The 15,302-nt window shown below is 65.9% G+C and carries 13 protein-coding genes; 4 read left to right on the top strand and 9 right to left on the bottom strand.

The window, feature by feature from the left end; translation table 11 throughout:
• Window positions 1-43 precede the first annotated feature (43 nt).
• From KHO41_RS20010 to KHO41_RS20025, 4 genes are all read left to right on the top strand, one after another.
• Window positions 44-862: a CDP-diacylglycerol diphosphatase gene (locus KHO41_RS20010; RefSeq protein WP_211955032.1), complete on the top strand. Its 819-nt coding sequence runs from the start codon at window positions 44-46 to the stop codon at window positions 860-862.
• Window positions 863-1,004: 142 nt separating this feature from the next.
• On the top strand, window positions 1,005-1,316 hold the full coding sequence (locus tag KHO41_RS20015; protein ID WP_211955033.1) for a hypothetical protein: 312 nt from the start codon (window positions 1,005-1,007) through the stop codon (window positions 1,314-1,316).
• Window positions 1,317-1,408: 92 nt separating this feature from the next.
• On the top strand, window positions 1,409-2,086 hold the full coding sequence (locus tag KHO41_RS20020; protein WP_211955034.1) for an alpha/beta hydrolase: 678 nt from the start codon (window positions 1,409-1,411) through the stop codon (window positions 2,084-2,086).
• A 13-nt stretch (window positions 2,087-2,099) separates the two neighbouring features.
• Window positions 2,100-3,722 carry an ATP-binding protein gene (locus KHO41_RS20025; protein WP_211955035.1) on the top strand — a complete coding sequence of 541 codons (1,623 nt, stop codon included), beginning with the start codon at window positions 2,100-2,102 and terminating at the stop codon, window positions 3,720-3,722.
• Window positions 3,723-3,753: 31 nt separating this feature from the next.
• Here the strand turns inward: KHO41_RS20025 and KHO41_RS20030 are convergent, their stop codons facing one another.
• The 9 genes from KHO41_RS20030 to KHO41_RS20070 form a co-directional block, all read right to left on the bottom strand.
• The gene (locus KHO41_RS20030) at window positions 3,754-4,899 is read right to left on the bottom strand and encodes a porin (protein WP_211955036.1); all 1,146 of its coding nucleotides are present in this window, start codon (window positions 4,897-4,899) and stop codon (window positions 3,754-3,756) included.
• Between the two features lie 215 nt (window positions 4,900-5,114).
• Complete coding sequence (locus KHO41_RS20035; protein ID WP_211955037.1) at window positions 5,115-5,372, bottom strand: hypothetical protein; 258 nt, start codon at window positions 5,370-5,372, stop codon at window positions 5,115-5,117.
• A 782-nt stretch (window positions 5,373-6,154) separates the two neighbouring features.
• The gene (locus KHO41_RS20040) at window positions 6,155-6,979 is read right to left on the bottom strand and encodes an SDR family NAD(P)-dependent oxidoreductase (protein ID WP_211955038.1); all 825 of its coding nucleotides are present in this window, start codon (window positions 6,977-6,979) and stop codon (window positions 6,155-6,157) included.
• Between the two features lie 26 nt (window positions 6,980-7,005).
• The gene (locus KHO41_RS20045; RefSeq protein ID WP_211955039.1) at window positions 7,006-7,422 is read right to left on the bottom strand and encodes a MaoC family dehydratase; all 417 of its coding nucleotides are present in this window, start codon (window positions 7,420-7,422) and stop codon (window positions 7,006-7,008) included.
• A 12-nt stretch (window positions 7,423-7,434) separates the two neighbouring features.
• A complete protein-coding gene (locus tag KHO41_RS20050; RefSeq protein ID WP_211955040.1) occupies window positions 7,435-7,875 on the bottom strand; it encodes a MaoC family dehydratase N-terminal domain-containing protein in 441 nt (146 codons plus the stop codon).
• A gap of 39 nt (window positions 7,876-7,914) precedes the next feature.
• Window positions 7,915-9,105, bottom strand: coding sequence for a lipid-transfer protein (locus KHO41_RS20055; protein ID WP_211955041.1), 1,191 nt, complete (start codon window positions 9,103-9,105; stop codon window positions 7,915-7,917).
• Window positions 9,106-9,146: 41 nt separating this feature from the next.
• On the bottom strand, window positions 9,147-10,286 hold the full coding sequence (locus KHO41_RS20060; RefSeq protein WP_211955042.1) for an acyl-CoA dehydrogenase family protein: 1,140 nt from the start codon (window positions 10,284-10,286) through the stop codon (window positions 9,147-9,149).
• Between the two features lie 23 nt (window positions 10,287-10,309).
• Window positions 10,310-12,205, bottom strand: a complete 1,896-nt coding sequence (locus KHO41_RS20065; RefSeq protein ID WP_211955043.1) for a feruloyl-CoA synthase — start codon at window positions 12,203-12,205, stop codon at window positions 10,310-10,312.
• Between the two features lie 191 nt (window positions 12,206-12,396).
• Entirely contained in the window at window positions 12,397-15,198 is a 2,802-nt protein-coding gene (locus tag KHO41_RS20070) for a LuxR C-terminal-related transcriptional regulator (RefSeq protein ID WP_211955044.1), read from the bottom strand.
• Window positions 15,199-15,302: the final 104 nt, after the last annotated feature.

Genomic DNA, 15,302 nt, shown 5'->3' on the forward strand with positions numbered 1-15,302 from the left:
TGCTATTGAAGATGTTTGCCGTTGCCATGCGATCATTGCCGCCATGCGTGCCATTCCCCCTGATTTGAACACTGCCTCACGTCCGTGGCTGCGCCGCGGCATGGCCGCCGCTGCCTTGGCCGTGCTGTCGACGCTTGCGCTGACCGCGCAATGCCGCCAGGACGACTTGTGGTTCCCTGGCATCTCGCGGGACAGCCTGTGGAAGAACGTGCAGGAGCGCTGCCTGACGAGCGACCAGCCGCGGCACGCCGATTGCGCGGTCGTCGACCGTGAACGTGGCCTGGTGCTGTACAAGGACGCGATCGGGGCGAGCCATTACCTCGTGATCCCCGACCACAAGGTAACGGGTGTCGACGATCCCGCGCTGTGGGATGGCGGGCCGCAGAACCAGTGGGCGTTCGGCTGGGAAGTGCGCGACATCGTCGGCAAGTCGATCGGCAAGCGCGTGCCGGACCATCTGCTCGGCCTGGCGGTGAACTCGCGGGCATCGCGCAGCCAGGACCAGCTTCACATCCATCTCGACTGCATCAGCGAAGCCGCGCGCGCATTTGTTGCGGACAACGCGGGCAAGGCAAGCGACGGCTGGACCGAACTCCGTTTCCAGGGCAAGCCAGTACGCGCGGTGCTGATCCCGTCACCGGATACCGCGCTTCGCTTCAATGCCTTCGACATCGTGCGCAAAGGGCTGCCGGAGCCGAGACGGGTAGGGGATCGCGGCGTGTTCGTCACTTACGTGACGCGACAGGACGCTGCGTCGGGCTTTCTGGTCGTCGACCAGCCCGTGGACAAGACGGCCGGCACGACCGGCCATGCGAGCGATTTCCTCGACCGGTCGTGCAAGCTGGGGCGCACGGCGGAGTGAAGTGATCGGCGGATGCCCGCCCCCGAGTGACGGGCAAAACAAGCGCTAGCCGTTGCCCGATCAAATTCGGCTGAGATTGGCCGGCGCCGAGGCCGCCTTTGTCCTACGCTGTTGGCATCCGACCCAATAGCGCGGGGTGCCCATGGCGACACCATCACAATTCATCCAGTGCTATGCGCACGCGCCTGAGTCCGCTCCCGGTGCATGGGACTGGAATTGCCCGATCTGCATTGCCCGGTTCTGCACCGGCGCTAAGCAGGCGGTGCGTCATGGCGTCAGCTTCGCGCTGTACTGCCATCACGATGAACGGCTACTGATCGCCCGCCCCATGCTCGACGACCAGTTCGAGCTCAGCCTCGCGGGGCCGATGCCTGAAAGCGCGGCCATCGATGCAGTGGCCGCCGCCAATGCCGACGGGCAACGCCTGCTTTACCAGCACGACATAACGCACTAAGGGCTGTCCTGGCAGCCCGGACAGCGGTCGCCATGCGCACAAGTTGGTGATATATTACATATCAACAAAGTGAACCTTGCTCCATTTGCGCCATGTTCGATCCTTCGCTGCTGGGCCGGATGGCCTTCACGCATGCCGTGCCTTCGGCGGCGCCGCTGCCACCGGGCCGCCACCGGCTTGGCATTGCCGACGAACGCGACGCGGTCCTGTTCGTGCCAGAGGGGCTGAATGCCGATGCCCCCGTTCCGCTGATGATCATGTTCCACGGGGCAGGCGGATTTCCCGGGAAGGTCCTGCCGTTCATCGAACCACACGCGGAGCAGCATAAATTCCTGGTACTGGCACCGCATTCGATGTTTCCGACATGGGATATCGTGATCGGTGGCAACGGTCCCGACCTGCAGCGGTTGCAACAGGCGTTGGCAGGGGTCACCTCTCGCTACCACATCCGCCGCGACCAGTTGGCGTTCGCCGGCTTTTCGGATGGCGCGAGCTATGCGCTGTCGATCGGCATCACCAATGGCGATATCGCCAGCCATGTGATCGCATTTTCCGGCGGATTCATGTCGGTGTTCATGCAGGAGGGCATGCCCAAGGTCTTTATCGCGCATGGGCTCGCCGATGAACAACTCCCCGTTCAGACCAGTGGCCGCAACAACGCGATGCGTCTCCGGGCCGCCGGCTACGACATCGAGTATGTCGAGTTCGACGGCCCGCATGCGATACAGCCCGACATCGTCGGCCAGGCCATCCGGTTCTTCCTGGCCTAACGGAGCGCCACCCATGAATTTCGAAATCCCGCAGTCCCTGATCCATCCGCTGCTCGCGCTGATCGAGGCCGAATCGCCGCTGGCCCGGCAGCTCAGGGAACACGGTGTCTGCCACGGCAACATGGTGGTGTCGGCGCGCCTGTTCGACGCGCAATCGCTCAGTTCGCTCTATACGCTCAGCAAGGCGCAGAACGAGCGCGAACTGCTGTTCCAGATGCTTGCGCTCGACAACATCTACAACGCGCCGCAAGCGCGCACGATTCCGGGCCTCGAGATGCTGGTGGCAGGGCTGATCGCCTACCTGTCGCGCGATGCCATCGATGGCTGGCTGTACCAGCGCAGCCGCGACGGCGTGCTGCTGCCGTGGCTGGTCCAGCGCATCCGCCATGTCGAGCCGGAGCAGGGCATGCCCTATGTGGCCATCGACATGCTCGCGAACACGATGCTGTCCGCCAACTCCGAGCAGACCGACCCCACGCGTCGCCGTTCAGGCATGACGACGTCGATCATCGTCACGCGCGACGAGATCGTCGACCGCACGATCCCCGAACTGCTTGCGGAATTCGGCTTCTTCAAGGAGTGTGCGGAGTTCCGGCGCGAATACGAGATCCATGCTCAGCGCTTCGTGCGCTACCAGCGCAGCTTTGGCGCGCAGTTCATCGCGACGCGTGCCGGCTTCACGGTCGAAGGCAAGAACACCGTCGCGTTGGCGCGAATGGCCGATGGCGTGACCGCACGCTGCATCAATGACGAGGAACGGCTCGAACGGCGTTTCGAGATGAGCTGCGATGCGGAGTTCTGGCGCCGCGCCGGTGTCGCCAGCGGCTTCGAGAAGGTGCCGCTGCATGGCTACGTGCACCTGTTCCACCTGGAATGGCATCAGAACGTCTGGGTACACGTGCAGCACCTGAGCGAGTACAAGTACCGGCCCGAACTGCGGGACAAGCTGGTGCTGCCGGACCATCATCGCGATCTGATCGACATCCTGACGTCGCACATGGACGTGCTGGTGCAGGACTTCGTGCCCGGCAAGTCAGGCGGTACGACCATTCTTTGCCAGGGAGCACCGGGACTCGGCAAGACCCTGACCGCGGAGGTCTACGCCGAAGTCGTCGGCAAGCCGCTTTACCGCGTGCATTCGGGGCAGCTGGGTACCACTGCCGCGTCGGTTGGCGCCACGCTGATGGAGATCCTGCGTCGCGCCATGCGCTGGAACGCGGTCCTGCTGCTGGACGAGGCCGACGTCTACATCCGCCGCCGCGACAACGACCTCGAGCACAACGCCATCGTCGCCGAGTTCCTGCGCACGCTCGAATACTTCAGCGGGTTGCTGTTCATGACGACCAACCGCACCGGTGATGTCGACGACGCCATACTGTCGCGCTGCATTGCGACGATCCAGTACGAGACACCGGGCAGGGAAGATGCGGCGCGCCTGTGGCGCCTGCAGGCCGAACAGTGTGGTGCGTCGCTGGGGGAGGAACTGGTCGATGCCCTGACGGCCGCCTATCCCAGGGCAAGCGGCCGCGACATCAAGGAACTCATGAAGCTGGCCACCCGTTACGCCACGGCGAAGCAGATGGCCCTTTCCGAAGATGTGTTCCGGTTGTGCGCGCAGTTCAGGGCGATCGAATGAACGCCCCTCTGCGCGCACGGGTGTCCGTGCGTCAGAACACCTGACGCACGCCCACCGTCACGCCCACCATGTTCTTCTGGCCGGCCATGGTCGGATACTTGAACGCGTAAGCCGTGGCAAGACCGTCGAAGCTCAGGCCGCCGTTATGCGCATACCCCAGCGACAAATACACGTCCGTGCGCTTGCTGAAGTTGTAGTCGGCAATAAAGCTGACCTGCTGCATGTTCGACGGATTGGTCTCCGCCGCGGTGGCGGTAGCGCGCGCGCCCTTGACGTCCGCGTAGTAGTACGCGAGCGACAGGCCCAGCGCAGGCGTGGCCTGGTAGTTCACGCCGGCCCACCAGTAGTCGTCGCGCAGCAGCGTCGCACCGTTCGAGAATTCGCCCTTGTTGTAGCGGTAGCCGGCCGTGAACTTGAACGGTCCCGTGTTGTAGAGCGCAGCGGCGCCGTACTTGCTCATCTTGCCGGGCTGGCCCGTGACGGCAGCCGGGCGCCAGATGTCGGCGGCGACGGAGAAGCCCAGTCCGCTGCCGTCCAGGTACATCAGCGAGCCGCCGTAGGCAGTGTTGTCGGTGAAATGGCCTGGTACCTCACCGGCGCCACCATTGGCCAATGCGATGGCCGCATTCTGCACCGCCACGCCGGTGCCGAACGAGAAGTGGCCCACCGCCTGCAGCGGGCCGAACTGGCCCGTGTACTTGACCATGTTGTCCTGACGGTAGTTCAGGCCCATCCACCAGATGCCCGGCTCGTACGTCGCGGCGAAGCGCAGCGGCGCGAAGTTGGCCATGCCATCGAAGAACGAAGCGTACTGGCGACCGAAGGTCACCTTGCCATAGGTCTCGTTCTGCAAGCCGACAAACGATTGGCGGTTGAACAGGGGAGCGCTCTGCAGGGCGCCGGAATCCCACTGGAAACCGCTTTCCAGCACGAACAGGGCCTTGTTGCCGGCCCCGAGGTCTTCCACGCCGCGCAAGCCCCAGCGCGACGCCGACAGGCCGCCCACGCTCGGCATGCCGAAGCGGCTGCCACCCTGGGTGGGCGTAGCCGCGGCGGATGCAACCCGATTGACGTATTCGACCGACCCGTCGATGACCCCGTAAAGCGTAACGCTGGTCTGCGCGTGCGCCGCACCAGCCAGCAGGCTCGCTGCCAGTGCGAAAAGCGATTTCTTCATGCTAGATCTTCTCCTTGGATGTCTTCGTTGCAGCCGGGTACCCGCCTCCATCGGGGCCCGGGAGCTGGCGTCGCGCATGCGTGACGCCAGCGACAAGCCGCTTGCTCGTCTGCCTGCATTAGAGCCGTGGGGACGCTTTTGGAACCCATCCAAAAGGGAGTGGATGGGGGTATGGGTGTTGCAATCAGGCTGCAGATGGGGGGAGGGGAGAGTACCTATTGACTGAGGGGGGGGTGGGCGCGGATGCATGGTTCAAAGCTTTTCGCTGCCTTTGCGGGGGTGTCGTTCTTGGCATGCGCCGCTGTTTCGCCGGCGTAGTCGGCGGGGGTTTTGTGGTTGGGATTGGGGTGTCGTTCTTGGCAGGCGCTGCTGTTTCGCCGGCGTAGCCGGCGAGTCACTTTTTGTCCGAGCGACAAAAAGTAACCAAAAAGCGCGTCGTTGCCGCTGGCCATCAATTCCACGGCGGCAGTCATTCAAACGGCTTTGGACGCCTGCCACGGTGGTCAGTGGTTCGACCCTGCTACGCCATGTGAGTCAGAACCTGTGCCTGGCGCGGCACGACTTTTGGACGATCCCCAAGACGGACTCGGGTACAGCGTTTCAACTAGGTCAGTGGTGGGACGCCTTCGGCTGCGCTGCGCGCACGTCGTAGTCGGGACGCGAGCTCATCAACGTCGCTGGCGCCCGAGGCGTCCAAGGTCCTTTCTCGACTTCGGCATGCCATGCGCGGGGGACCGTCCCGAGGCGTGGATTGCCCTGGGCCTGTGTGCTCAGACTTGAGCTCTGCGCGCAGCGCAGCCGAAGGCGATCACACGATATCGCTCGAAGCAGGGGCCACAGACGCTTGCAGGGCTCGTTCAATCAGCGCTGTAATTCTGACCACGGTCGTGCCCCACGCGGCAGGCAGCGTGACTGACTCTGAAGCCCATACCCGTACAACACCCCTGGCACACTACGATAAAAATTCGCCCCTTTGGGGCAACCAAAACGCGTTTTTGGTTACTTTTGTCGCTCGGACAAAAGTGACTCGCCGGCTACGCCGGCGAAACAGCAGCGCCCGCCAAGAACGATAACCCCCCCCAACGAGTAGCCCCGCCGGCTACGCCCGCGAAACAGCCGCGCCCGCCAAGAACACCACCCCAAGCCATTCGGCGGAAAAACAAAAAAAGCCTTGCACACCGCATCCACTGCGCGCAAGGCCCTTGACTCGCGCGGAGCGCAGGCATGCGCTCCGCCGTTCCTCAACAATCGCCCGTTACTGCACGTTGCCGGCGACAGCCACCACCTGGCCCGTGATGTAGTTCGAATCCGGCGAGCAGAACAGGTAGACGCCACCTGCCGCTTCTTCGGGCGTACCGCCACGGCCCAGCGGGTTGCGCTGCGCGTGCGACTTCAGCATTTCCGGGTTCAGCCCCACGCGGATTTCGCGGCCTTCGATATTGACCGTGGCACCCGCCTTGGCGTCAGCCGACGTCATGCGGGTATGGATCAGGCCAAAGGCCACCGCATTGACGTTGACGTTGAAGCGGCCCCACTCGCGCGCCATCGCGCGCGTCATGCCGATCACGCCAGCCTTGGCGCCGGAGTAGTTGATCTGGCCGGCGTTGCCGTTCAGGCCCGACGTGGACGAGATATTGACGATCTTGCGGTACACCTCGCGGCCCGCTTCCTTGTCGGCCGCGTGCAGCGCCTTGAGGTGCGGGTAAGCCGCGCGCAGGATGCGGAACGGTGCCGTCATGTGGCAGTCCAGGATCGCGTACCACTGCTCGTCGCTCATCTTCTGCACCACGTCGTCCCACGTGAAGCCGGCGTTGTTGACGATGATGTCGATGCCCTTGAACGTGTTCATGGCAGTGCCGATGAAACGCTCGGCGAAGTCCGGCGCGGCGACGTTGCCGACGCAGGCCACGGCTTCCACGCCCATGCCCTTCAGTTCTTCCACGGTCTGCTGCGCGGGCTCGGCGTCCAGGTCGTTGATGACCAGGCGTGCGCCTTCGCGGGCCAGCCGCAGTGCGATTGCGTTGCCGATGCCGCGGCCCGAACCGGTGACCAGTGCTACCTTGCCTTCAAGTGCTCCCATCTCTGACTCCTGAGTATGTTTGGGTCTTACAGGGCGACGACTGCGTCGCCCAGGATTCTGGTTTCGCCATACTGGTTGGCGGTCTGGATTTCCAGGCGGACGCGCTGTTCGCCATCGGCTTCGAACTTCTCGGTCACGCGGCCCGTGCAAGTGATGCGGTGGCCCAGGTGCGTGATGCCCACGAAGCGCACGCCGAAATCGCGCAACTGACGCTGGTCGACCCACAGCGTCAGCAGGCGCCCGAGATAGGCCATCGACAGCATGCCGTGCGCGAATACGTCCGGCATGCCGGCCTTGCGTGCGTAGTCGGTGTCGATATGGATTGCGTTGTGATCGTTCGATGCGCCGGCAAACAACGCCAGCGTGGTGCGGTTGATCGGCTCCAGCGTCAGCGGCGGCAGGGTGTCGCCGACCTGGACCTGGTCAATGCTCAGCTTGGTCATGCGTAGTTCTCCTCAGCCGTTGCGCTGTACCAGCACGCTGCGCAGGTCCGCCACGTGCTCGCCTTCCTGGTTGGTGACGCGGGTCTCGCGCACCACGAACTCCAGCGCGCCGCCCCTCTTGTCGTAGATATCCGCAACGGTGGTGCGGAAGTGCAGCACCTCGCCGGCATAGGCCATGCGGTGGTACTTGAACGACTGCTCGCCGTGCAGGATGCGCTCGGTCTTGATGCCAAGCTCTTCGCGCCAGCCGCTGGCCGGCTGCGCCAGTTCCAGCGAGAACAGGAACGTGGGCGGCAGCGGCAGGCCCGGATGGCCGGCATCGCGTGCAGCGGACTCGTCGGTGTAGACCGGGCGGGTCTCGCCAGTGGCCTTCGCAAAGAAGCGAAGCTGGCTGGCCGGGGCGGTGGTGCGGAAATCCGCGATCACCTTGCCGATGTGTTTCTTGTCGATCATGTCGAATGCCTCCGTGGAATTCTTGAGGTTCGTGAGCCGTCAGCCGGCCTTCTGGTAGACGGTGACGACACAGGCGCCACCGAGGCCGACGTTATGCGCCAGCGCGATCTTCGCGTTCTCAACCTGGCGCGCTTCGGCCGTGCCGCGGATCTGCTGGGTCAGCTCATAGCACTGCGCGAGGCCGGTGGCGCCGAGCGGATGGCCCTTGGACAGCAGGCCGCCCGAAGGATTGACGACCCATTCGCCGCCATAGGTGTTGTCGCCATCGTTGACCAGCTTCTCGCCGTGGCCTTCGTCGCACAGGCCAAGCGCCTCATAGGTCAGCAGTTCGTTCTGCGCGAAGCAGTCGTGCAGCTCGATCACGTCGATGTCGCGCGGGCCGATGCCGGCCTGCTCGTAGACGCTGGCCGCGGCGGCGCGTGTCATGTCGAAGCCGACCACGCGGATCATGTCCTTCGCGTCGTAGGTGCTCGGCGTGTCGGTGGTCAGCGCCTGCGCGGCGATCAGCACATCGGTGCGCAGGCCGCGCTTGCGGGCGAACTCTTCGGACACCACGATGGCAGCAGCACCACCGCACGTCGGCGGGCAGGCCATCAGGCGCGTCAGCACGCCGTCCCACAGCATCGGCGCGGCCATCACGTCTTCGGTCGAGACGATGTTGCGGAACACGGCAAGCGGGTTGCGCGCGGCGTGCTGGCTGGCCTTGGCGCGGATCTTCGCGAAAGTTTCCAGCTTCGTGCCGTACTTCTTCATGTGGGCCATGCCGGCGCCGGCGAACTGGCGGATGGCATTGCTCAGGCCTTCCTGGCGGCCGACCAGTTCATCCACGATGTTGTTGGCACGCTCTAGCGCGCTGGCGCGGTCCGTCCACGCGGACTTCAGCGCGCCGGGATTCATGAACTCGAAGCCAACGGCGAGCGCGCAATCCACCGCACCGCTTTGCACGGCCTGGCGCGCAAGGAACAGCGCAGACGAACCCGTCGCGCAGTTGTTGTTGACGTTGATGACCGGAATGCCGCTCATGCCGACGTGGTACAGCGCCTTCTGGCCGCACGTGGAATCGCCGTAGACGTAGCCGGCATAAGCCTGCTGCACGTCGGCGTAGGACAGGCCGGCATCTTCCAGCGCCTGCTTCACGGCGTGAGCGCCCATCGTGTCATAGGTTTCGCTGGTGCCGGGCTTCTTGAACGGGATCATGCCGACGCCGGCGACGAAAACTTTGCGAGTCATTGAATGGCTCCTGAATATCTTCGGGTTGTTGTTGGGGACGCTTACAGCTTGCGCGAGATCAGGTCGCGCATGACTTCGCTGGTGCCGCCGTAGATGCGCGTCACGCGCGAATCGGCGAACGCACGCGCCACCGGGTACTCCAGCATGTAGCCGTAGCCGCCGTGGAGCTGCACCATCTCGTCGAGCGCCTTGCCCAGCGCCTCGGTCGCGTAGAGCTTGGCGATGGCCGCTTCTTCGAGCGTCAGGCGGCGGCGGATGTGCTCGCCGAGGTAGTGGTCCACCATCAGGCGCACGGCAATCGCCTGGGCCTTGATGTCGGCGAGCTTGAACTTGGTGTTCTGGAAGTCCCACACGGTCTGGTTGAACGCCTTGCGGTCCTTCACGTAGTTGAGCGTGTGCTCCAGGCAGGTCTCCAGCTTGGCGGCGGCGCTGATGGCGATCGACAGACGCTCCTGCGGCAGCTCGCCCATCAGGTAGGCAAAGCCCTTGCCTTCTTCGCCCATCAGGTTGCTGACGGGAACGCGCACGTTGTCGAAGAACAGCTCGGCGGTGTCCTGCGCGTGCTGGCCCACCTTGTCGAGCTTGCGGCCGCGGCGGAAGCCTTCGCGGTCGGCTTCGACCATGATCAGGCTGACACCGCGCGCACCGGCGGCCGGGTCGGTCTTGCAGACCATGATGATCAGGTCGGCGTTCAGGCCATTGCTGATGAACGTCTTGCTGCCATTGATCACATACTCGTCGCCGTCGCGGACGGCCGTGGTACGGATGGCCTTGAGGTCGCTGCCGGTGCCCGGCTCGGTCATGCCGATCGCCAGGACGTATTCGCCCGAGCAGACCTTCGGCAGCCAGCGCTGCTTCTGCTCTTCATTGCCGATGCGGTTGATGTACGGGGCAATGATGTCCGAATGGACGCCGAAGCCCAGGCCGCTCACGCCGGCGCGCGCCAGTTCCTCGTTGTAGATCGCCGAGTGGCCGAAGTCGCCGCCGCCGCCACCGTATTCGGTCGGCAGCGTGACGCACAGCAGGCCTTCACGGCCGGCCTTGAGCCAGGTTTCGCGGTCGACCACGCCAGCCTTGTCCCATTCGGCCTGGCGGGGCACGCATTCCTTCTCAAGGAAGCGGCGCACCGTGGTGCGGAACATTTCGTGGTCGTCGCGGTAGATCGTACGGGTGATTTGCATGGAAGGCTCCGGTGGAAGCGGGTTCAGGATGCGCAGGCCACGTGGGGCGCGGGCTGGGGTTGGAACAGTTCATAGACAAGGTGGGCCCGGCGCGCGCGCGTGGCGGCCTGGTTGACGTAGCCCTTGTCGGCAATTTCGTTGGCGTCGATGGAAGGCGGCTCGGCCATCAGCAGCACGCGCCGCACGGCCATGCTGGCGCCGGCGCTGCCGCCACGCAGCCGGTCGCGGATTGCGTTGATGACCACCGGGTGGCGCACCAGGGTTTCCGCATCGGCCTCGGCGAGTTCCGGCGCAAGCGCGCGGCACGCGGGCAGGTTCGGCCAGGCCAGCGCGGCCAGATAGTCGTAGTCGTGGCCGCAGACGACGGCGTCGGTGATCAGCGGCGCGCATTGCTCGACCAGGCCCAGGCGGACCGCGCCGGTGCGCACCCACGTGCCGTTGGTGAGCTTGAAGTCCTCCACCACGCGGCCGGCGAAGGTCACGCCACGCGCCGGGTCGGCCGGATCGGCCAGGCGTACGGCGTCGCCGAGGCAGAAGTAGCCTTCGTCGTCGAAGGCGGCTGCGGTCAGGTCCGGACGCTTGACGTAACCGGCGAACACGAACGGGCCGCGCATACGGATTTCGTAGCGACCGTCGCCACTGTCCAGCGGGACGAGCTTGACTTCGGAGCCGGGCATCGGCACGCCGACGTTGCCCGGCGCCTCGGTCGGCCACGGACACTGGATGCCCATGCCGCTGGTCTCGGTACAGGCCAGGCCCGAACAGAACACGATGCGCTCGCCAATGGTGGCTTCCGCGGCACGGTGGATGCGCTCCCACACGTCGCGCGGCAGGCTGGCGCCGCCGTAGGAGAAATTCACGGCCTCGGCGAACAGGCTGCGGGCCAGTTCCGGGTCACGCTCCAGTTCCGTGGCCAGCATGGTCCACGCCGACGGCACGCTCGTGAAGATTGCCGGGGAGACTTCGCGCAGGTTGCGCACCGTGCGCTCGAACTGGCCAGGCAGCGGCCTGCCGTCGTCGATGTAGTGCGTACCGCCCAGCACGACCGCACGGCTCAGGTTGAGCACGCCGCCCAGGCCATGGTGCCAGGGCAGCCAGCACAGGAACGACGGCTGGCGCTCGGTCAGCGCAGCATAGGTGTCTGCATAGTAGGTGGCGACAGCGGCCAGGTTGCTGTACGACAGCGCCACGCCCTTCGGCGTGCCGGTCGAGCCTGACGTGAACAGCACGCGGCCGGTCTGCTCAGGGCGGATCGCCGCGTGTGCGGCCGCCAGGCGGCTCAGGCGTGCCGGCGTCAGTTCGGTGGCAACAAGCTGGCTCCACGCCATTTGGTTGCCCGTTGCGCCGCTCACGGCAATAACCGGGGCATTGCCGCAGTCCAGCGCCGCAATGGCGCGTTCGAAGGGCGCGGCCGACTGCACGAAGACCGCGGCCGGCGGCACCAGCTCTGCCACGCTGCGCAGCCGGGCGAAATCGCGGCTCACCAGCGAGTAGGCCGGCGAAACGGGCGCGGTCGGCACGCCGACGTATTCTGCGGCAAGCAGCAGCACGGCCTGTTCGATGGAATTGCCGGACAGCAGCATCAGCGGGCGGTCCTGGCCCAGGCCCATGTCGAGCAGCGCGGCGCCGACTGCCTGCACTTGCTGCCACAGATCGGCCCAGCTCAGCGACCGCCACTCGCCTTGCGCATCACGCTCGCGGAACGCGGGGAGGGTGCCGCGCCGTTCCGCCCACTGCGGCAGGAACTCGGGCAGGCCGTGCTGGGTCAGGTCCGCAGGTGGCGTGGCGCAACGCAGCAGGACGGTGCCGTCCGCACGGGTTTCCACCACCGTCTGGCGGCTCGGGAATACGGTCGGGCGGTAGCGTGCCGGCTGGTCAGCCGGCACGGCTGGCACAGTTCCGGCCAGGGATGCTGTCATGTTGTTGCCTCCACGGTATAGGGCGGGCCAGGGTGGCTCGCCTTGCGCTCGCCGCCTGCGCTGCTGGCAGGGCGTGGCGTTGGTATGGCGCTAAGTTACCGGGGAGGGGTGGGGTGGGAAAACCACCCGCATCAGGTGGCCGGGTGGTCAGGGCGTGGGCGGCCCGGAGGGGGAAACCGTGTGCGCCGCGCTCAGGCGTCCTGTCCGAGCCCGCGGTCGCGCATGCGCGCCACGGCCTCGTCGCGGCTGCTCACGCCGAGCTTGCGGAAGATGTTCCGCAAATGCCACTTCACCGTTTCCGGCGACAGGCCGAGCGTGCGGGCGATCTTCTTGTTGGGCAGCGCCTGCGCCAGCAGCCGCACCACGTCGGCTTCGCGGTCGCTCAGTTCTTCCTGTCCTGCCAAGGCGTGGCCGGCGCTGTCGGGAGCATCGGCCGTCATCTGCGGCAGCGCACGCGCCGCAGCCTGCAGGCGCTCGACGTAGAAGCCGAGCACCGGATCCTGCGGCTCATTGGCCGCCGCGGCGACAAGCAGGTCAAGCGAGCCCGGGTAGGCGTCCATCAACGCCCGGACCAGGCCGAGCTTGTGCCCGAGACGCAGGGCGATCATGGCGTGATCCTGGACCGTCTCCGTGTCGCCGCGCCGCGATGCGATCACCGCGGCCAGGATGTGCTGCTGCGTGGCATGCCGCTGCCATCCGCGTGCCTCGCAATACGCCAGCAGGTCCATGACGCGCCGCCAGCCGTCGTCGAGGTCATCGTGCGCCAGGCTGACGAGAATGCTGGCCCGTTCGGCGGACAAGTGGATGGCATCGAGCGAGCCCCGGGGCGCATGCTGGTGGCGCAGCGCGACCGCGCGCAGCCGGGCCAGCACCGCTTCGGCAGTGTCGATATCGCCACTGACGAGATTTAGCAGGACCTGGTAGCCGAGGCTCTGGGCCACCAGCCGGTCGAGCCGGAATTGGTTGCCGTACTCTTCCATGCGTTCGAGCTGCGCAAAGGCATCGAGCCGGTGGCCGCTCAGCCAATGCGCAGCGGCCAGCACGGTGTGCACGCGCAGCACGGTATCGGGGATCGATACCCGTTCCAGCACGTCCACGCGGTCTTCCAGCAAACGCCGCGCAGCGTCCAGGTCGCCTTGTTCGTAGAGGGTTTCGGCCAGCAGTGCCGCGGCAAAGTACTCGGGCTCCGAACGCGTGCTGCCCGCCTGTTCGACTTCGCGCAGCACGTCGCGGCACACGCGCTCGGCCTGCAGCATCTTGCCCTCGAGCGCGTAGCTGAAACCGATCATGCAACGCCCGTTCAGGCTGCCGCTGGCCGTACCGACCAGCGGTGCGCCTTCGACCATGAGGGGCCGGGCGTCGGTCTGGACGCGGCGAGCCTGTTCGAATTCACCGAGATGCATATAGAGCCACGACAGCAGGTTGTTGCGGCCACCTGCGTAGAAGGGCTCCAGCTGTTCCGGCGGCTGCAGCACCTGTGGCAGCAGCGCCTGCGCGCCGGCAGTGTCGTCGCGCAACACCATGATGCTGAGGCGCTGCAAGGCCAGGCGGTAGCGCAGGTTGTCCGCGTCGGCCGGCAGGTCCGCTTCGATGCGGTCGGCGATCGCCGCGGCAGCATCGGCGTCGTGCATGTAGATATGCATGCGCAACGTCAGCATGCGCAGTTCCATGCGCTGCTGGACCTGTTCGGCCGGCAACAGCCGCAGCAACGCGAGCGCCTTGCGCGTTTCGCCACGCGACATCAGCGTGGTGGCGAAGCGTTCGACGAAATCGGCGGCCGTGCCGGGCTCGCCGGCCAGGATCGCGTGCCGCACGGCCTCTTCGAGCATGCGGTGGTCGCGGAACCATTGCCAGGCCGCGGCGTGCACAGCCGCTTGCTGGCGTTCACTGCGTGCGCGAAAGCGTTCGGCCAGTGTCTCGCGCAACAGCGGGTGCAGGCGATACCACGTCTCGCGCCCGGAATCGTCGACCGGCGCAATGAACAGGTTCTCGCTTTCGAGCCGTGCCAGCAGCGTCAGCACCTCGGCTTCGGTCTGGCTGCCCTCGCTCAGCGCGGCACAGAGCGAGGCACTGAAGCGCTCGCACGCGGCGGCGCGCACCAGCAGCTCGGCCTCGTCCGGCGCCAGGCGCGACAGCACCTCGCGCTCGAAATAGCCGGCAAAGGCGCCGGCATTCTGCACATTGGCGTGCACGAAATCGGTCGCAAAGGAAATGCCGCTGTCGTGCTGCTTCTTGCGCTTCCAGTGCGTGGCGAACAGCTGCAGGCCTGCTACCCAGCCGTCGGTCAGTTCGTGCAGCATGCGCGCATCGCGCGGAGCGATGTCCCCCAGCTGGGCCGTCAGGAACTGGCGCGATTCCTCGGCAGTGAAGCGCAGGTCGCGCTGGTCGAGCTCCAGCAGCATGCCCTGGTCCCGCACGCGGCCCAGAGAGAGCGGCAGCGCAGCGCGGGAAACCAGCACCAGATGCAGGTTAGGCGGTGCGTAATCCACCAGCCATTGCATCGCGTCGCGCACGCGCAACTCGGTGATGTGATGGAGATCGTCGAGCACCAGCGTGAGTTCACGCGGGCAGGCGGCAATGCCGCGCACCAACGCGATGATGGTGCGCTCGACGCCTTCATCGTCCAGCCCGCGGCCCGCCAGCAGCATGGCTTCGCGCGTGATGGCGGGGCTGACGTCCGACAGGCATCCCAGCAGCCGGTCGAGCCAGCGTGCGAGGTCGTTGTCCTCGGGCTCCGCCGTCAGCCACGCCATGTCGAAGCCAAGGCCAAGCAGCTCCAGACGCCAGGCCATCAGCGCCGCGGACTTGCCGCAACCTGCCGGTCCCTGGATCACGATGCAGCGGCGCCGGCGCGCTTCGGTCAGTTGCGCCAGCAGCCGCTCGCGGGCCACGACGCGGGCCGCGCCGCGCTGTGCCACGCCGGCACGTGCCGGCATGGTTGCAGCGAGAGATGGCGCAGGGGCGGGCGAGGGCGTATCGGTCCGTTCAGGCATGGGGCGGAACACTCGGTACAGTTGTTGAGGGGCCGTGGAAAAGGAACCTTGTGGGATCCATGTGGGATCCATGTGCGGCCGATTGTACGGCAGTTGACCCCATT

The sequence above is a fragment of the Cupriavidus numazuensis genome (assembly GCF_905397435.1).
Taxonomy (GTDB): Bacteria; Pseudomonadota; Gammaproteobacteria; order Burkholderiales; family Burkholderiaceae; genus Cupriavidus; species Cupriavidus numazuensis.